This window comes from Streptomyces sp. NP-1717 (genome assembly GCF_022695985.1).
Classification (GTDB): Bacteria; Actinomycetota; Actinomycetes; order Streptomycetales; family Streptomycetaceae; genus Streptomyces.
Genome location: NZ_JAAPBF010000152.1, coordinates 1 through 17,361 on the forward strand (window position 1 = coordinate 1; position 17,361 = coordinate 17,361).

Consider the following 17,361-nt stretch of genomic DNA (forward strand, 5'->3'; position numbering starts at 1 on the left):
GCCACGAGATCACGATCGACCCGGCCACCGGGCGGACCACCGCACACACCGCAGACCCCGCCGAGGCCGACACCCTCCACCGCCTGGTCACCACCCTGCTGCACCGCACCCGGCGTGACCCCGCCCGTCCGGTCGGTGCCCACGACCTCCTCGACGACGAACAACGCCTGGACATCGCGGTGTTCAACGCGACCGACGCCCCCTTCCCGGACGACCTGACCCTCGTCGACCTGCTGCACGCCCGGGCCGCCGCGACACCCACCCGCGTCGCGGTCAGCACCGCCTCGGGCACCCTCACCTACGGTGAGCTCGCCGACCGCGCGGAGCGGCTCGCCACCTTCCTCGCCGGCCGCGACCACGGCCCCCACGGGCTGGTCGCGGTGACCGCCCAGCGCTCCCTCGACCTGCCCGTCGCCCTCTTCGGCGTCCTCGCGGCGGGGCTCGCCTACCTCCCCCTCGACCCGCGCGCACCGGCCGCACGCCTGCGCCGGACCCTCGCCCGCTGCGGCGTCACCACGCTCCTCACCGACCGGGCCACCGCCGGCGCGCCCGGCCTCCGCGACCTGCCCGCCGACCTGTTCCCGCTGGACGACCCCGCCCTCCGGGCCCGCACCGGCGGGGCGAGGCCACCCGGCCCGAGGGACCTCTGCTACGTCATCCACACCTCCGGATCGACCGGCGAACCCAAAGGCGTGATGGTCGAACACCGCTCGGTCGTCAACCGTCTGACATGGATGCAGCGCCAATTCCCGCTGACAGCCGACGACGTCGTCCTGCAGAAGACCCCGACGGTGTTCGACGTCTCCGTCTGGGAGCTGTTCTGGTGGGTCCTCGCCGGCGCGCGCATGCACCTGCTGCTCCCCGGCACGGAGGTCTTCCCGCTCGCCGTCGAGGACGCGATCGCCCAACACGGGGTCACCGTGACGCACTTCGTGCCGTCGATGCTCGACATGGTCCTCGGCCACGTCGCGGCGTCCGGCACCGCCCCGAAACTGCGCGGCCTGCGCCGGTGCTTCGCCAGCGGCGAGACCCTGCTGCCCGCGACGGCCGCCGCCTTCGACCGCCTCCTCGGCCCGTACGGATGCCGGCTGGTCAACCTCTACGGTCCCACCGAGACCACCGTCGACGTCACGGCCCACCCCCTGCCCCCCGGCCCGCCGCCGTCACGGATCCCGATCGGCCGGCCCATCGACAACACCCGCGTCCACGTCCTGCGCCACGGCCGGCCCGTCCCGGTCGGCGTGTACGGGACGCTGTTCGTCGCCGGCACCGGTGTCGCGCGCGGCTACCTCGACGACGAGGCCAGGACCGCCGAACGCTTCGTACCCGAACCCGGCCACCCCGGCGCCCGGATGTACGACACCGGCGACATCGGCCGCTGGACCCCGGCCGGAGAGCTCGAGTACCTCCGCCGCGACGACCTGCAGGTGAAGATCCGCGGCATCCGCGTGGAGCCGGGCGAGGTGGAACACGCCCTGACCTCCCTGCCGCAGGTCACCGGATGCGCCGTCCACGTGCACGCCCCCGACCCGTCGCGGGCCGTGCTCCACGCGGTGCTCACCGGGTCCACGGACCTGACGGCGGCCGGACTGCGCTCCGCGCTCACCGCGGAGCTGCCCGCACACCTCGTACCGTCCGCGTTCGTCCGCGTCGAGACGATGCCGCGGACCCCCACCGGCAAACTCGACCGGGCCCTGCTCGCGGACCCGGAGTACCTGCGCACCCATGGAGTTCACCTGTGAGCAGCAGTCCGCGGGACCACGCGATCGCGATCACCGGCATGGCCGGCCGCTTCCCGGGAGCCGCCGGCGTGGCAGAGCTGTGGCGACTTCTCGACGAGCAGCGGGACGCCGTCACCGACTACACGGAGGCCGAACTGCTCGCCGCCGGCGCCGGCCCCGGCCTGATCCGCCACCCCGACCACGTCCCGAGCGGCGCCCACCTCGCCGGAGCGGGCCTGTTCGACGCGGCCTTCTTCGGCTTCACGGACCACGAGGCGCAGGCGACCGACCCCCAGCGGCGCATCCTTCTCGACATCTGCCACGAGGCCCTGGAGCAGTCCGGACACGGCCCCGGCACCTTCGACGGCAGAACCGGAGTCTTCACGGGCCTGCGCCGCAGCGACTACGCCGCGCTCCTCGGGCGCGAACCGCTCGACGGATCCGGCGACCCGGCCGCCGGGATCGCCCGCAGGCTGGGCCTGACCGGGCCGGTGGTCACCGTGCCGGACGACGGACCCGCCTCCCTCGTGGCCGTCCATCTCGCCTGCCGGCACCTGCTCGCCGGCGACTGCGACATGGCACTCGCCGGCGGCGCCGCCCTGCGGCTGCCCCAGCACACCGGCTACCTGTGTTCGGAGGGCAGCGGCCTGGCGCGGTCGGGCCGCTGCCGCCCGTTCGAAGCCGGAGGCGATGGGGTGCTCCCCGGCGACGGCGCCGCCGTCGTCGTGTTGCGGCGGCTGGCCGACGCCCTCGCGGACGGCGACGACGTCCTCGCCGTCGTCCGCGGCTCCGCGATGACCGGCGAGGACGGGACCGGGCGAGCCGGACCCACGGCCGCTCACGCCGGCGCCCAGGTACGTGCCGTACGCGAAGCCCTCAAGGCCGCGGGCGTGGAGGCGACCGACCTGAGCTACATCGAGGCACACGGCGCCGGTACGCCGCTGGGTGATCCGGCCGAATTCGCGGGACTGACCGAGGCGTTCGGGACCGGCCGCCGGGGGATCTGCGCGCTGGGATCGGTGAAGTCGAACGTCGGTCATCTGGACGCCGCGGCGGGTGTCACCGGCTTGATCAAAACGGTGCTGGCCCTCCACCACGGCGTTCTCCCCGGCACCCCCCACTTCCTCCGTCTCCACCCTGGGCTCGACCTCGTGAACAGTCCGTTCTACATCGCTGCCGAACCCCTGCCCTGGGATCCCGGGCCGGGCGGTCGCATCGCCGGTGTCAACGCGCTGGGCAGCGACGGAACCCACGTACATGTCGTCGTCGGCGAGCCGCCCGCAGCCCCCGCCTCCTCGGGTACGGAGATACGGCAGCACCTGTTCGTCTGGTCGGCGCACTCGGCCGAGGCACTGGAGTCGGCGACCTCCGACCTGCGCCGGTATCTGGAGGACCACGCCGACACCGAACCGGCGGACGTCGCTTTCACCCTGCAGAACGGCCGGCGGGCCCACCACTACCGCCGTGCGGTCCTCGCCGAAAGTTGTGGGGCCGCCGCGGCCGCCGTCCGGGCCCGTGCCTGGTTGCCCGCCCCGCCCGCCTCCCTGCCGCCGTCACTGCGCGCGCCGGCCGAGGCGTGGCTGCGGGGTGCGGCGGTGGACTGGACCGGGATGTACGCGGGGGAGTCCCGCCGCCGGCTCCGCCTGCCGACCCACCCGATGCGCCGCAGGCACCACTGGCCTGCCGGGGCCGTCACCGAGCCGGGCACGCTCTGACGTGTCGCTGTTCGCTCCGGCGGCGGCGTCCAGCACCCTCCAGGCCGCGGGCTCTCGCGGCCCACCGGGTGGGAGCGCCGACGTACTCAGCGGTGCAGGCGCGGCACCGGGCCGGTGGAGTCGCGTACGACGAGCTCGGGTACGAGCGCTTCCTGGCGCCTCGGAGCGTCGGGGTGGGCGATCCGGGCTCTGACGAGCTCCGCGGCCCGTCGGCCGATGTCCGCCTTCGCCGGGGCCACGGCGGTCAGCGGCACTTCGCACAGATCGGCGACCTCGTTGTCGTATCCGACGACGGAGAGATCCTCCGGAACGCGCAATCCACGTCGGCGCGCCGCGCCGACCAGCAATGACGCCTCACGGTCGGCGAAGCAGAGCGCGGCCGTCGCACGCTGCCGCAGCAGGTGGTCGAGGAAGCGGTCCGCGTCCTGTCCCGTCCACCGGCGCAACGAGGTGGCGACCACGGGAGCCGGGTCCAGACCGGCGCGCTCCAGCCCGACGGCCAGGCCCGACCGGACCTGCGGCGCCGTGTGGGGACTGATCCTCTCCGCGTAGCCGATCCGCGTGTGCCCCAGACGCAGCAGGTGCTCGACGGCCGCGCGTGCTCCGGCGGCGTGGTGGGAGCAGACGAACTCCACGGATGTCGCCGCGAGTTCCGTCCCCCGCTCGACGAGCACCAGGGGCACGGCGGACTCCTCCGCCCGGCCGAACCAGGAGCCGGGGCCGTCCTCGCCGAGAGTCGGCACCACGATCAGCCCGTCCGCTCCCGATCGGGTCAGCTCCTCGACGGCCCGGTGCTCCAGCCCTGTCTCCCACTCGGTGCACCGCAGGAGCATCCGGCAGCCGTGGCCGGAGAGTTCGCGCTCGATACCCGCGATGACACGCGGGTAGTAGTACGTCAGCGAGGGCACGACGACGCCGACCGCGTACCCGGTCCCCACCGCTGGAGAGGCCGAGACATAGGTCCCCGATCCCTGCCGCCGGTAGACAAGACCCTCCTGAACCAGCAGATCGACCGCCCGCCGCACGGTGTTGACGCTCACTCCCTGGTCGCGGGCCAGTTGCTGCTCGGTCGGGAGCTTCCCGGCGGGCCAGCGGAGTTCCGCGATGGCCTGGCGCAGCTCGTCGGCCAGGTGGCGGGTCTTGTGGCCGCGTGGTGCGGCGGTGCCGACGGAAGCATGCGACGGACTCATCCCCACCCCCCTTCGGTGTGCACGGGCGCTGCCCGGAGACGTCGATCCTACGCTCCCCGGTCGGCAGTCCCCTCTCTGCTGACGACCCGTCAACTCCCTATTCATTCCAATGAATCTGTTGACGCGTGGCATGACTTGACCCAAACTCCTCACGAGATGCAGCAGGAGCCGGCGCTGTCCCCCACACACAAGAAGCTGAGGTCCCGTCGTGCCCATCCCCGTGTCCAGAGGCAGAACGAGCAAGCGGGCTCTCGTTCTTGCCTGCGCCATGTCGGTCCTGGGTCTTCAGGTCAACCAGTCGGCCATCGCGGCGGGACCCCCGTCCGCCGCGGCCGTCGTCTACCACGTGGACCCGGCCACGGGTTCGTCGGCCAATCCCGGCACGGCGGAGCGGCCGTGGCGAACGCTTCAGGAGGTGTTCGCCTCGGGGAAGACCTTCGCCGCGGGTGACGTCATCCAGCTGCGGAACGGCAACCACGGGAGCCCCGTTGTCACCGGGGGCGTCGCGTCGGGCGTACGGACGATCAAGGCCGCTCCCGGCGCGACACCGAGGATGAAGACGCTGAGGTTCGCGTCGGGCGCGACCCGCTGGACCGTCGACGGGGTGCTCATCTCGCCCCAGGAGGCCGACGGCAGTTACACCACGGGCAACCTCGTGCAGTTCGACGCCGGCGCCACCCACGACATCCTCCAGAACTCGCAGATCCGCGCGGCCGGCGACGCCTCGGCGGACACCTGGTACAACAACGACTGGGTCGCCCGCAGCGGTACCGCCGTCCTGGTCGTCGGAGCCAACAACCAGGTGCTCGACAACCGCATCCGCAACGTCCGCAACGGTGTGATGCTCGAACGCACCTCACAGGCCGGTGCGGGCGCCACCGGGGCCGTGGTCAGGGGAAACAGCGTCGACCACTTCTGGGAGGACGCCTACCGCTGCAAGATCAGTGGCTGTCTGCTGGAGTACAACTCGGCGGTCAACAGCTACGCGGTCGTACCGCCGGGCACGGAGAACGACCCGCCGCACCGCGACATGTTCCAGAGCTTCCGCGGCGACGGCAGCTTCACCCCGGTCAGCGACGTCGTCCTGCGAGGGAACGTCTTCACCAGCCGCAAGGGCACCCGTTACGGCAAGATCCCCTTCCAGTACAACGGCAAGTACACGATCCAGGGCATCGGCGTCTTCGACGGCCCCTACCGGAACTGGACCATCGAGAACAACGTCGTGCAGGTGGAAGTCGGCCTCGCGATCGGCCTCTACGGCATGAACAACAGCAGGATCGTCAACAACACCGTCGTCCCGCGCTCCCCGGCAACGGACAGCGAGATCCGGCTCACCGATCAGAAGGACGGAACGCCGTCGAGCGGCAACATCGTCCGCAACAATCTGGCACGCACCTTCAACACCGGCGCGGCGATCAACACCCAGCACTCCAACAACATCACGGTGGGCACCGCCTTTTCGACGTACTTCGCCGACCACCCGGGCGGCGACCTGCATCTCAAGCAGGGTTCTCCGGCCATCGGCACCGGAACGACCAGGGACGCCCCCACCCTCGACGCCGACCGCGAGCCGCGCTCGGCCCCCTTCGACGTGGGGGCGTACGAGTACTGACCACACCACGCGGCGGCGGGTACGTGGGGGAGCGCCCCGCCCGGCCGGAGAACATCTCCCCGGCCGGGCCCTGGCTGTCAGACGTAGACGACGGCCTCGGCGCGCATCCAGCCCCGGCCGTCGGCCGCCGCGTCCGTGGCGACCAGCACGTAGCTCCACTCGTTGTAGGTGGCGCCCTCACAGGTCGAGGCGCCGACGATGTCACCGGCGTACTTGGTCTTCACCACGGCACTGTTGGGGTGCGGTGTCTCGTAGACCCCGGCTGTCGGCCACATCACCTTGTACTGGCATCCGGCCTGGGCTGCGGCTCCGGCGACCGGTCCGGTGGCCAGTGCGCCGGCGAGGCCGAGCGCGGTGGCCAGAACAGTGGTGGTGAGACGGGTTCTGCGCATGCCTGTGTGTCCCCCTCGGGAGTTGATGGTCTGTCAGGCCGCAGGATGACAGACCATCCGTCGACGCCGAGCACCGCCCTCCTCGGTTCCGAGCTGTGGGCGCTCGACGGCCGGGGCGGCGGTTCATAGCCGGACGGACCGTCGCGCTCACCGCCCCTGGTCACCGCCGCCCCAGGGCCCCCGCTCCGCAGCAGTCGCTCCCCGTATCAGGGTGCCGATTCCCGACCGTCGACGTCGACGCTGGAGACGGCGACCACCGCCATGTCGTCGTCGCGCTCACCCTCCACCCACCGGCTGACCGAAGCGAAGAGCGCGTCGATGAGCCGCTCCGGATCCCCGTCCGGAGCCGGCCTCAGCTCTTGGCAGGGGTCGTAGAAGGTGCCGGCCGCGTTACGCGCCTCCGTCACCCCGTCCGTGACACACAGCAGGGTGGTGCCGGTGGGGAAGTCGCACGATCGGGGGCCGCCGGTGCCCGGCGCGAGGTCCAGCATGCCCAGCGGCGGCGTCGCCTCGCCGGTGTCCAGTTGGCACAGCTCGCCGTCCCGTACGAGATACGGCGCGGGGTGGCCGCAGCTGAGCACCCGCATGGTGGTGCCGGGCCGGTCGATCTCGACCAGGAGCGCGGTGGCGAATGCCTCGGCGGCGAAGGGGTCGGCGTACTGCGCGAGGGACCGGGCGACCGCCCGGTCGAGGCGTTCGGCGAGTCCCGCCAGATCGCGCTCGGACTGGGCGCGCTCCCGGAACGCGCCGACGATGACGGAGACGGAGGAGACCGCGCCGAGGCCCCTGCCCCGTACGTCGGCGATCAGCAGCCGGAGCCCGAACGGCGTCTCCTCCACGGCGTAGAGGTCGCCCCCGATCCGGGCCTCGGTGGACGCCGCCTCGTACCGGCAGGCGACGACCATGGGCCCGACAATCGTGGGCAGCGGCGGCAGCACGGCCCGCTGGAGTATCTCGACCGTGGATCTCACCAGGGAGAAGCTCACGCTCTGTCTGTCGAGCATGCGCCGGACTGCCAGCGCGAGAGCTCCCGCGATCAGCACCTCGGCGATCTGTACGCCTTTTTCGAAGTCGGTGAACCCACTCAGTACCGCGGCCACGACGATGATCGCGAGTCCGATGGTCACGATCAACAGAGTGTTGCGGAAGGTGGAGGTGATGGCGGCGACCATGCCGGCGACCGCGACGAGCGCTGCCCCGTTGACGATCTCGGGAGTCAGCAGTTCGAGACCGGCGGCCCCGGCGAGAAGCACGGGGGCCAGCCACGGGTACTGCTGGATGCGGGAATGCCGCTCGTCCATGTCACCGGTCCCTGTCCGCCGATCCCCGTCTCTCCGTTGAGCCACCACATCACGAGAACGGTACGATCACCCTTTTACGAAACCACTTTTAATCACATTAAAGGTGCGAAACGTAACGCGATTGCCGGATGTCGTGTCAGCGGCCGAGCACCCGGGCAGAAGGCCGACGCCCGACGCCTCACGCATCGCCGGAAGACGCGCCGAGCCACCGGGCGGGCGCGACCACGCGCGTAAGCCCACAAGAAATGGCCCCGTCATTCACCTCGCCCGACGAGCGCCACCTCCCGGGCCAGGCTGCGGACCACCGAGACCTGCCTCACTTCGGGCAGCCCGGCGAGAGCCGCGTCCGCCCGCGCCAACCCAGAGGGCAGGTCACCACTCACCGACTCCGCCAGGGCTATGCAGATTTCGCGCTGCGCGACCCACTCCCCCATATCGGGGGGCACGTCGGCGAGTGCCGACGACATCGACCGTGTATCGCCCAACAAGGCGAAGACCCGGCTCTCGGCCAGACCCAGACGCCAAGTCGGCATCTGGTACATCGTCGGCTGCGAGGTGACCGGCAGTCGGTCGAGGGCCCGATGCGCCGAGGAGATGGCCGCCGTGGCGGCGCCACGGTCCCCAAGACGGGCAAACGCCCACGCACGCGCGGCGTGCGCCTCGGCCGCCTCTACATCCTCGGCCATACTCAGCACGGACAGCGGTTCGGCTTCCTCGTGTGCCGCCCGGAAGGCGGCGCGCCCCTGCAACCAGGACCGTACCGACACGTCCCCGGATTGAGATCCGGCGAGCCGTGCCGTGCGCCACCATCGGGCGGCCGCCCGTTTGTCTCCGAGCGACGTCAGGGTCATCGCCTCCAGTGCCGAGAGACGACACACGACGGCCCACAACCTGCCGTCCTCGGGGAGAGCGGCCCTCAGCGCCGCCAAATCCCCGAGCAGCCTGGTCTGAAGCTCCGGGGCGCTCACCGTCATGTAGTCACGGCCGTGCTCCTCGGCGATCTCGTACCAGTCGTCGACGGTGGCTCCCAGGGAGGCCACCAGCGCCTGACGTAAGTACTCGGCAAGGGAGTTCACTCCCGGTGGAGCCGCCTTCGCACCCAGCGCGAGCCCCACACCCGTGAGCATCGTGCGGCGTCGCACCGGATCAGCTCCCGCCGCCACTGCCAACAGGAAGCCGTCGGTCCGCAGCGCGGTGTCCAGAGCCCGTGCGACGGCGGGCGTGGGTTGCCGCGCGCCGGACTCGAGGTTGCCGATATGCGATTTGGAGACGTCCGAGCGGGCGGCGAGAGCCGCCAACGACAAGCCTGCTTCTTCCCGTAACTGCCGCACCAGTCGACCGAAGGAGTCCATACCGCCCCCTGTGAGCGAAGACGCCGATGCGCTGAGCAGACGGCTTTTCGCATGCTAGCGGGGAGTTACCCCCTCGTTGTAGAGCGCCCCGCCTGGCGGTCCCCCTGGGCAGGGAACGGGACGCGGATCTTCCGGAACGTCCACTCCCACGCGGGTAGTCGGGCTCACTGCCCGAGCGGTCGTTTCCGAGCGCGAGCCCGGTCACGAGTAGATCGCCCAGTATCCAGCCGACGAAAATTCCGGAGAGCTCGGAATAATCGTCGGCCCGGGTGCCCCACCACGCCAGCACCAAGGCTGTCGCACAGTCGACCACCGCAGTGGTCCGACACCATTCCAATTGCTTCTGCCACTTCGTGTACTTCGTCTTCGCCATGGTTCACAGTGTCGACGCCTGACGGGCGGCGTCGGGAGGGTGGGCGTCTTCAAACGTCTTCAACCACGGGAACGCTCTGGATGTGACCACCGTCCTCTGCCAGTCTCGTATCACCGGGACGAACAGGGGAGTAACGAAATGCTTCATTCAGATTCTCGGAAAGTAGCTGGCAGGACGGCCGTCGATGGATTGGAATTGTCCCTCACCGCCGTCGTCGCCCAGATGAAATCGTTCACGTATGCGCCGGAGGAACTTCCGCTGTGCAGCGAACGCCAGCCGTTCGCGCAATTCACCGACGAACTCTGCACACGGATCGCCGGGGAAGCCCTCACCACGCCCGAGCGGCGGGGGAGGCTCACCGACCTGACCCGCCGCATCGCCGGACAGCACGTGCCCGACCCCGTACAACACACGACGTTCGAATCGCATGTCGGGCTGACGGCGGTGGACGCGGAACTCGTGGCAGGGCTCGTCGCCCTCGGGTTCGAGCCGCACAACTTCGCCGGCGTCCAGCCGACCGGCTACCACCACAACTTCACCCTCCAGTTCGTGGTCGACCGGTCGCACGTCGGTGAAGGCCGACTGACGGCCGTCCTCCGCGAGAAGACGGACCGGGCGCGCGAACTCGTCGAGAGCCATTCCCAGGTGCTCGGATTCGTCGAGTCGGAGGTGTATCGCAGCGACTACTCCAGGAAACTGCCGAAGCGGTCCATGGCGCCCGACGCGCTGGATCATCTGCCGTACCGGGAACTCACCTACCGCCAAGTGGCGGTGCCGACCACCGCGCGGGAGGCGGCGCTCAGCGGAATGCCGCTCGACAGCGACCGGGCAGCGGACGTCCACATCAAGATTGCGGGCCACGTCGGCCCGTATTCGAGCGAGCCGCTGGAAAAGCGAATCGCCGAGCACAAATCCTCCCGAGACCCGGTCGAAATGAGACTGGGCGAATGCCTCCGCGAGCTCGGCTACTACGAGCAGATCTCACAGTCCGGCAATTTCCTCTACACGGCGCACTTCGGTGAACTCGAACACGCGAACGTAGCTTTCGCCGCGCTGACCGACTTCGGAGCCCGGTACGGCGGGATCGTCGACGTCGTGCGAGAGGCATGCACCGCCTTCTGGAGGAAGAGCGTGGTCGGGGAGTCCGGCGAAACGACATTCGCCCCAGTGCCGCCTCTCCTGGTCGGCCGCTGAAACGCGTCGTGACGGGCCGTCGGATCTTCCGGCGGCCCGTTTCTGCTGGGCGTGGTGCCACCACAACCAGACGGCAGCCCCGACCCCGAGACGGGCACAGCCCATGCCCGTCGGCGCGGCCCGTCGCCCGGACCCGCAGGGGCGTTGTCACAGGTGGCGGCTACCTTGAAGCTCAGCGCACGGCTGAGGGCCGGGCACAGAACGGGGAGCGCGCCAGTGCCTATCGAGGTGGGGTACGCCCGGGCATGGGACCTGGAAGCCCGTGCGGCCTGGCAGCCGATATCCGCCGGCGACGCACAGGAGCGGGATGCCGCCGGGCTTCCGTACGTGGCGGTGTACCGGACGCAGGGCCGGGAAGCTCCGCTGGAGGTCCGGCTCGTCTCCTGGCAGGACCATTACGTCGGCCTCTGGGAGTACGACGCCCGGGGACGCCGTACCTACTGCCTCGACTTGCGGCTGCTGGACGACCCGGCCCGGCTGTTCCGCCGGTACTCCGTCGGTTGGCACTACACCGGCCCGGACATGGCGGAGTTCGACAAGGAGTGCCCGAAGACCACCGTGGACCTCTTCCCGGACGGGAGGGGACAGCGGACGGAGCAGCGCCGTGGCGAACTGGGGGGTTCGTTCGTCACCACCCCCGCTCTTCGCGACGACGAGCGCTGGATGGACCGGCCCGCGTTCGGGGATTGGCCGTTGCTCTCGGCCCGGGCCCACGGGCTCGGGGAGCCGCCGGCCTTCGAGGTGGCCGGGGTCACCGAGGCAGCCGGGCCCGGCGACATCCCCGCCACCTGTTGGCGTCCGCCGCGCCCCGCACAGCCCGGGCCGATCAAAGAGCTGTTCCGGCCCGGGGCGCGCGTCACCGACGGGTATCACCCCGAGATGACCGTCGTGGAGCCGCGCCGGATCGGCACCCTGAGTGTGCCGAGCGGGCACCTGGCCGTCTCCGGCCCGGACATCGACCAAGGCGGCGGGCCGCACATCGTGCTGCCCGTCCCGCCCGGGGAGTACGTACTCGACGAGGCGCAGGTCCGCCACAGTTACCACTGCGAGTGGGAGGAAGCCCAGGTCACGCGTACGGACACGACCGCCGTCCGGCTGCTCGTCGGCGAGACTCCCGCCGCGTCCTGGGAGATGGCCCGCAGACAGGGCGACGACCTCCGGCTGTTCATCGACCATCAGATCTCCGGCTTCGACACCGGCGGGGCGACCGGCTGCTTCGCCGACGCCGGAGCCTGGGAGCCACTCCTCGCGCTCTTCGAGCAAGGGCTCAACCAGGGCGATGCGGACGCGGCCGAGCACATCAGCGACTCCATGTACCTCCTGCGCACCCGGGACCAGGACTCCGGCGCCGAACTGGTCGCCTTCGCGACGACCGGGGACGGCACCTACCCCGTGTGGGTGGGCCGCTGCCCGGCCGGCGACGTGGTCGGCGTCGTGGTGCTCGTGGAGGGGATGCCCCCTCCGCTCCCGTAGACGCCGACGTCCGAGCAGTCGGAGAGGGCGACGCTTCCCGCATCGCGACGCAGGGGGCGGGGCCCGGACGTTCGAGTACGGGCCCCGCTTCGGCCCGCTGGCTGAGGCGATGTCAGAGCGGTCCCCTAGTGTCGGTCGGCATGAGGAAGATGACATTCGTCGGCGAGACGACCAGAGGTGGCCCCTCGGACGACGGGGAGCTGGAGATCACCGAGACGCGGCTGACTGCGTGTGAGCTGATACGGCGGCAGGCTCCGCTGGTGGGGGGCTGAGCCAGATGGATGGTCTTCCCCACCGCATCGTCAAGGGTGACATCGAGCTGGCGGACACGACTCTCAACGCGATGGGAGTCACCGACAGCGGCTATCGGGGCGTCGGCTGGTCGGATCGGCTCCTGGATCAGCTGTGCAATCTCCCTCCAGAGCGTCGTCGCGGCCTCGCCCGCTCCCTGGTCGAGCGTCACCACCGCCTGGAGGAGGCCTCCGAGTTCCGGGCGCGGACACTGCTGCTGGCCGGGATCCTTGCCGCGAACCTCCCCGAGGACCCGCTGTCCGCCGAGCGCGTCGAGGTGCTCGACGACCTCGGCGAATATCACTCCTTCTGGTACGGCGAGCATTTCTCGGTGCTGGTGGAGGCGGAGCTGGCCGCCGGCCGTTCCCTCACGCCGGCGGCGATTGCCGTCTTCCGGCGCAGCGGCATGGAGTACGGCTTCCCGGCCGCACCACTCGTCCGCGCCGGTGAACAAACCACCGACCCGGTTCTCAACGTGGGTGAGAAGTGGGCCGAGCATGCCCTGGAAGAGGTCGGGCCCGGTCCCGACGACCCGTGGCGGGCGCTGCTCGCGCACACCCTCACCGCCACGTCCGCCAAGCCCAGCGCGAAGTGGGACAGGCTGGCCCGGCAGCTCGTCGAGCCGCTGGGCCCCGAGCTGGTGCGGGAGAAGGTGGTGTCCTGGCTCGCTCTGGTGGGCGTTCCGCGTACCTTCCGGGTGGAGCCCGTGTTCTGCAAAGACCGGAACTTCAACGAGGTCTACGACCCGTACAACGCCCTCGCGCTGCGTGGCCTTGCCTGGCTGTTGTCGCTGCTGCCACCGCATTCCGCAGCGGTTCGTGCGCTTGGGGCGTTGGTGGAGACCTCGCTGGAGAAGGTGCCCGGGCGGGGCCCGCGCAGTGCGAAGGTGGCGCATGCGGGCGCTCTCGCCCTGGGCCGGATCGACAGCGAGCCCGCATCGGCCGAACTGGACCGCCTCGCCGCCCGGGTGACACACAAGGCCACCGCGAAGGTGATCGCCACAGCCCTGGCGGCACACGCGACTGCCCGTGGTCCGAGAGCGCGGTGAGCGAGTTGTCCGTCCGTGAGCGTCCACAGCGCCCCGTACGCGCGGGGATGGTCCCGGCCGGCCCTGGCGGCCGGAACCGCGCGTCGCCGTCCTGAGGGCAGCACCAATGGCGGAAGAGGTTTTGGACACCGCCGCGCCGCAGGTCCAGGGTGGGAGGAGCGGCGGACCTCCCACACCGCCATCCGAAAGGACCCTGAGGGCGATGAAGGTCTTCATCACCGGCGGCACCGGCTACATCGGCCGCCCCACCGTCCGGGCGCTGACCCGGCGCGGCATCGAGGTGACGGCGCTGGCGCGCAGCGCGCACTCCGCGCGGACCCTGTCAGAGCTCGGCGCCACCCCCGTCGAGGGCTCGCTCACCGACACCGACGTCCTCCGGCAGGCGGCAAGCCGGGCCGACGGAGTGATCCACCTCGGCGTGGACTACGCCGAGGGGACCGCGGACGTCGACCGTGCCGCGGCGGAGGCGATGCAGGACGGCGCGGCGAGCAGCCCGTACGTGCACACCGGCGGGGCGTGGGTGTACGGCGACACCGACGGGGTCGTGGACGAGGATGCCCCGACGAGTCCGCCGGCCATCACCGCCTGGCGACTGGAGAACGAGAGGCGTGTACTCGCCAGGGCCGCCGACGGGGGGCACCCCGTGGTGGTGATGCCCGGACTGGTCTACGGCCGCTCCGCCGGCCTGGTGCAGTCGTTCTTCGTCGATCCGGCACGCGACACCGGTGCGGTGCCCTGCATCGGGGACGGCTCCAACCACTGGGCCCTGGTCCATGTCGACGACATCGCGGAACTGTTCGTCCTGGCCCTGAACGCCCCGGCCGGTTCCGTCTACACCGGGGTCAGCGACCAGAACCTCCCGCTGGCGGACATCGCCCAGGCCCTCAGCCACGCGGCCGGCTGTCCGGGCAGGATCGACTCGGTGACGATCGAGGAGGCCGTACGGCGGATGGGCCCGATCGCCGAGGCGTTCGCTCTCGACCAGCGACTCACCGGTGCGCGGGCCCGCCGCGAGCTCGGGTGGGCGCCCACCCACCTCGACGCCCTGGCGGAACTCGCCCGTGGCTGAACCTCACGGAAGGGGTGACGACGCTCAACGTGACGGAGGCTGTTCGATCGCGCCGCCCCGATGAGGCGTCGGGACGTATCCCTTCGCCCCAGGTGGCAGGGCGTCGAGGCACTCCTGGGAACAGGCGTTGACCAGGAGCGGCAGGACATCGGTCGCCACCGCCCGTGAGAGCCACGCCTGGTGCGGGCCCGTCGCCGGGATGGGCCCCGTGCAGACACTGCAGGCACGGGCCGCGGTGACTCCCCAGCGGGCGGGAGCCAGGCCATCGAGGTCCGGGACCGTATCGCCGGGCGGGAGGAGCCGCGGGAACGGCGGCCGGTGCTTGTAGTTGCCGTAGATCGAGCGCGTGCTCACCGTGCTGTTCACCAGCCGGGCGCACCGCGTGATCTCGTACGGGAACCAGTGCAGCCGCCGCGAGGTGTAGGGGCTGAACTCCTCCAGACTTGTCATGTCGCCGATCTCCGGAGGTATCCGGACCAGGTTGCTTCCGTACAGCACCAGGGTCCGCACTGCCGTCAGCCGTCCGATCGAGGCCGGCAGCGTCACGATCTGCCGCCGCTCCTCAGGACTCAGCTCCGGCAGCGGGCGGAACTCCTCCCTCCCGTCGGCCGCCGCCTCTTCGATCAGCTCCAGCAGGCGCAGCCAGCCGGGAGCACCGGTGTCCTGGACCTCGGCGTGGAAGGGCGTCGACGCGCCGGGCGGACTCACCCGGACCTGGCTGAAGCAGTGGCAGCTGTCCTGCGGTACCCCGGGCCGGGAGTCCACCGCCTCGGGAAAGCGGTTCGGAAAGAGCTGTGCGGGCGGTTGTTCTTCCGTCATGGCGCAACGATAGGAACCAGACGCTCGCTACGGCACCATCCGGTGTCCCCGGCCGGTGAACTTCACCAGCACCCCACCGCGTTCCCAGGCCACGATCTCTGCCGACCCTCAGCTGTCGCGGCCACGCGTCGTGCGGTAGCTGTACACCAGCAGGGCGACGAGGAGCAGGCTCGAGAGAATCAACCCCGCACCAGTAGGCCAGCCACCGAAGGGCAGTTCAGGCATCAGGCCCCAGAGCAGGCCGACTGCCAGCAGAGCCGCAGCGGTGAGGGCGGCTCCGGTGATCCGGACGGGGGAGGACACGCTCTCGCTGGCCGCGCGCATGGCGCGCTCCCGTACCGGGTCGACGTAGCGAGCCGCGGCGGGGAACTGATCAGAGAGGACCAGGAGCCCGGCGAGTACGAGCAGCAGACCCGGCCCGGGCAGGACGAGCAGTGCGATACCGATGAGCAGCAGTGCCACTCCTGCCACGAGCGCGAGCCCCCGACGTAGCGGAGTCTGTCTGCGCGGCTTACTCACCTTCTGGTCTCCTCGGACGGAACGGGTGTGGCTCGGAGTCATTCCAGCGAGTGTGCGGCCGGCGAGGGCGATCGTAATCGAAGTGGTCCTCCCACTCCTGGAGCGTGACACTTCCGGTGTCGTGGGGCGATGTGAACACGGCGGGGACGGCACGGGGCCCTGGAGTGCGCGCCTTCCGCCCGTGGCTGCCCGGCTCCGCGGCGTGGCCGAGCGGTTCAGTGGGCCAGACCGTTCACCCGGTACTGCATCACCCGGTAGTTCTGGTCGTCGAACCACTGGCTGACGGTGATGTGGAGGTCCCGGAAGTCGGATCCCGGGATGATGAAACCGCCGTACGGACTTGCCACGGCGTTGCCCGTCTCCCGGCCGGGGACCGTCGGGACGATCATGACCTGCTCGGGCGTCGTGAACAGGTTCGACGTCGGTGTCGCGAAGATCTGCGCACGGATGTCCAGTGGGCTCATGTTGAGCCGGCTCAGCGCGAACCGGCCGCCCATGGCCCGGAAGCAGATCTCGCCCCAGCGGCGCGGCGACGTCACGGACGTCGGTGGATTGCCCCAGGCCCACCTCCCGCCCGCGTACCCCCACGGTTCGTAGGCCGCCGGGTTTCCCGGAGCGTCCTGGGGGACCCGGTGGAGCAGCAGGCCGGAGGTCACGTCGCGGTTGAAGGCCGTCGACAGCACGTAGCAGTACCCGTCGTCCGCGACCGCGAAGGTCTTCTGCTGGAACTGGCCGCCGTGCAGGTCGCCAGGCCACTGGCACAGGTACTGCCAGGTCTCGCCGTTGTCGTCGGAGCGCCAGAAGTCCGTGTGATGGGTCTCGTAGATCACCCCGCGCATCAGGTGCATGTACATCGTCGACCCGATGGTGAACACGTCGGAGGGAATGGCGGTGGTGCCACCCGCGTGGCCCTCCGGGACGAGGCCGACGGCGCGCGAGCCTCCGACGCTGTCGTCGATGACGAGCGAGGCCGGCGCGGCGTTCGACGAACGCAACCCCACGGGCGACCGCCAGTCGGGCCCGCCCACGCCCCCTCCGTCGAAGGTGTCGCCGCACACGAACAGCATCGAGCCGTCCGGACATCGCGCCGGGATGCCGAGGTCCGTCCAGGGCGCGGCGAACCGCCCGGTCAGGGCCGGCCCGGTGAGGTCGCGCACCTTCGCACCGGTGATCCGGGCCGCCGCGACCGCCCCCGGAGCGCCGGTGGTGATGCCCGCCGCGGCGAGGCCCCCGGCCGCGGCGGAGCGCAGCAGTGACCGACGGCTCGTGAGGACCGGGCGGCCGGAGCCGGC

At 70.8% G+C, this 17,361-nt stretch carries 15 protein-coding genes; 8 read left to right on the forward strand and 7 right to left on the reverse strand.

Annotated elements, in window-relative coordinates; all coding sequences use genetic code 11:
* Window positions 1–1,742, forward strand: a 1,742-nt coding sequence (locus GXP76_RS25020; RefSeq protein ID WP_242573850.1) for an amino acid adenylation domain-containing protein, incomplete at its 5' end; no start/stop codon positions are given.
* On the forward strand, window positions 1,739–3,436 hold the full coding sequence (locus tag GXP76_RS35915; RefSeq protein WP_242573851.1) for a polyketide synthase: 1,698 nt from the start codon (window positions 1,739–1,741) through the stop codon (window positions 3,434–3,436). The genes GXP76_RS25020 and GXP76_RS35915, both read left to right, overlap by 4 nt.
* Before the next feature lie 86 nt (window positions 3,437–3,522).
* Here GXP76_RS35915 and GXP76_RS25030 read toward each other — a convergent pair whose 3' ends face one another.
* Window positions 3,523–4,626, reverse strand: a complete 1,104-nt coding sequence (locus tag GXP76_RS25030) for a substrate-binding domain-containing protein (protein ID WP_242573852.1) — start codon at window positions 4,624–4,626, stop codon at window positions 3,523–3,525.
* A 208-nt stretch (window positions 4,627–4,834) separates the two neighbouring features.
* On the opposite strand from GXP76_RS25030, the gene GXP76_RS35920 reads away from it, so the two are divergent.
* A complete protein-coding gene (locus GXP76_RS35920) occupies window positions 4,835–6,238 on the forward strand; it encodes a choice-of-anchor Q domain-containing protein (RefSeq protein WP_242573853.1) in 1,404 nt (467 codons plus the stop codon).
* 77 nt (window positions 6,239–6,315) lie between these two features.
* On the opposite strand, the gene GXP76_RS25040 is transcribed toward GXP76_RS35920, so the two are convergent.
* The 3 genes from GXP76_RS25040 to GXP76_RS25050 form a co-directional block, all read right to left on the reverse strand.
* On the reverse strand, window positions 6,316–6,630 hold the full coding sequence (locus GXP76_RS25040; RefSeq protein ID WP_242573854.1) for a glycosyltransferase: 315 nt from the start codon (window positions 6,628–6,630) through the stop codon (window positions 6,316–6,318).
* Between the two features lie 206 nt (window positions 6,631–6,836).
* Complete coding sequence (locus GXP76_RS25045) at window positions 6,837–7,931, reverse strand: PP2C family protein-serine/threonine phosphatase (RefSeq protein WP_242573855.1); 1,095 nt, start codon at window positions 7,929–7,931, stop codon at window positions 6,837–6,839.
* A 254-nt stretch (window positions 7,932–8,185) separates the two neighbouring features.
* Window positions 8,186–9,283: a helix-turn-helix domain-containing protein gene (locus GXP76_RS25050; RefSeq protein WP_242573856.1), complete on the reverse strand. Its 1,098-nt coding sequence runs from the start codon at window positions 9,281–9,283 to the stop codon at window positions 8,186–8,188.
* A 511-nt stretch (window positions 9,284–9,794) separates the two neighbouring features.
* Here GXP76_RS25050 and GXP76_RS25055 point away from each other — a divergent pair.
* From GXP76_RS25055 to GXP76_RS25070, 5 genes are all read left to right on the forward strand, one after another.
* The gene (locus GXP76_RS25055) at window positions 9,795–10,850 is read left to right on the forward strand and encodes a hypothetical protein (RefSeq protein WP_242573857.1); all 1,056 of its coding nucleotides are present in this window, start codon (window positions 9,795–9,797) and stop codon (window positions 10,848–10,850) included.
* Between the two features lie 216 nt (window positions 10,851–11,066).
* Complete coding sequence (locus GXP76_RS25060) at window positions 11,067–12,323, forward strand: DUF4241 domain-containing protein (protein ID WP_242573858.1); 1,257 nt, start codon at window positions 11,067–11,069, stop codon at window positions 12,321–12,323.
* A gap of 140 nt (window positions 12,324–12,463) precedes the next feature.
* The gene (locus GXP76_RS35720; protein WP_277993787.1) at window positions 12,464–12,595 is read left to right on the forward strand and encodes a hypothetical protein; all 132 of its coding nucleotides are present in this window, start codon (window positions 12,464–12,466) and stop codon (window positions 12,593–12,595) included.
* 5 nt (window positions 12,596–12,600) lie between these two features.
* Window positions 12,601–13,662 (forward strand): hypothetical protein, encoded by a 1,062-nt coding sequence (locus tag GXP76_RS25065; RefSeq protein WP_242573859.1) that lies wholly within the window; start codon window positions 12,601–12,603, stop codon window positions 13,660–13,662.
* A gap of 202 nt (window positions 13,663–13,864) precedes the next feature.
* Window positions 13,865–14,731 (forward strand): NAD-dependent epimerase/dehydratase family protein, encoded by an 867-nt coding sequence (locus GXP76_RS25070; protein ID WP_242573860.1) that lies wholly within the window; start codon window positions 13,865–13,867, stop codon window positions 14,729–14,731.
* 24 nt (window positions 14,732–14,755) lie between these two features.
* On the opposite strand, the gene GXP76_RS25075 is transcribed toward GXP76_RS25070, so the two are convergent.
* From GXP76_RS25075 to GXP76_RS25085, 3 genes are all read right to left on the reverse strand, one after another.
* On the reverse strand, window positions 14,756–15,550 hold the full coding sequence (locus GXP76_RS25075; protein ID WP_242573861.1) for a leucine-rich repeat domain-containing protein: 795 nt from the start codon (window positions 15,548–15,550) through the stop codon (window positions 14,756–14,758).
* Between the two features lie 108 nt (window positions 15,551–15,658).
* Window positions 15,659–16,021: a PGPGW domain-containing protein gene (locus tag GXP76_RS25080; protein WP_242573862.1), complete on the reverse strand. Its 363-nt coding sequence runs from the start codon at window positions 16,019–16,021 to the stop codon at window positions 15,659–15,661.
* Between the two features lie 263 nt (window positions 16,022–16,284).
* Window positions 16,285–17,322, reverse strand: a complete 1,038-nt coding sequence (locus GXP76_RS25085) for a DUF4185 domain-containing protein (RefSeq protein ID WP_242573863.1) — start codon at window positions 17,320–17,322, stop codon at window positions 16,285–16,287.
* Between the last annotated feature and the right edge of the window lie 39 nt (window positions 17,323–17,361).

Excerpts from the sequence above, each read along its gene's own strand:
- GXP76_RS25055 (WP_242573857.1), top strand. The coding sequence starts at position 9,795 with ATGCTTCATTCAGATTCTCGGAAAGTAGCTGGCAGGACGGCCGTCGAT.
- GXP76_RS25030 (WP_242573852.1), bottom strand. The coding sequence starts at position 4,626 with ATGAGTCCGTCGCATGCTTCCGTCGGCACCGCCGCACCACGCGGCCAC.
- GXP76_RS25075 (WP_242573861.1), bottom strand. The coding sequence starts at position 15,550 with ATGACGGAAGAACAACCGCCCGCACAGCTCTTTCCGAACCGCTTTCCC.
- GXP76_RS25050 (WP_242573856.1), bottom strand. The coding sequence starts at position 9,283 with ATGGACTCCTTCGGTCGACTGGTGCGGCAGTTACGGGAAGAAGCAGGC.
- GXP76_RS25070 (WP_242573860.1), top strand. The coding sequence starts at position 13,865 with ATGAAGGTCTTCATCACCGGCGGCACCGGCTACATCGGCCGCCCCACC.
- GXP76_RS25065 (WP_242573859.1), top strand. The coding sequence starts at position 12,601 with ATGGATGGTCTTCCCCACCGCATCGTCAAGGGTGACATCGAGCTGGCG.
- GXP76_RS35720 (WP_277993787.1), top strand. The coding sequence starts at position 12,464 with ATGAGGAAGATGACATTCGTCGGCGAGACGACCAGAGGTGGCCCCTCG.
- GXP76_RS25040 (WP_242573854.1), bottom strand. The coding sequence starts at position 6,630 with ATGCGCAGAACCCGTCTCACCACCACTGTTCTGGCCACCGCGCTCGGC.
- GXP76_RS25045 (WP_242573855.1), bottom strand. The coding sequence starts at position 7,931 with ATGGACGAGCGGCATTCCCGCATCCAGCAGTACCCGTGGCTGGCCCCC.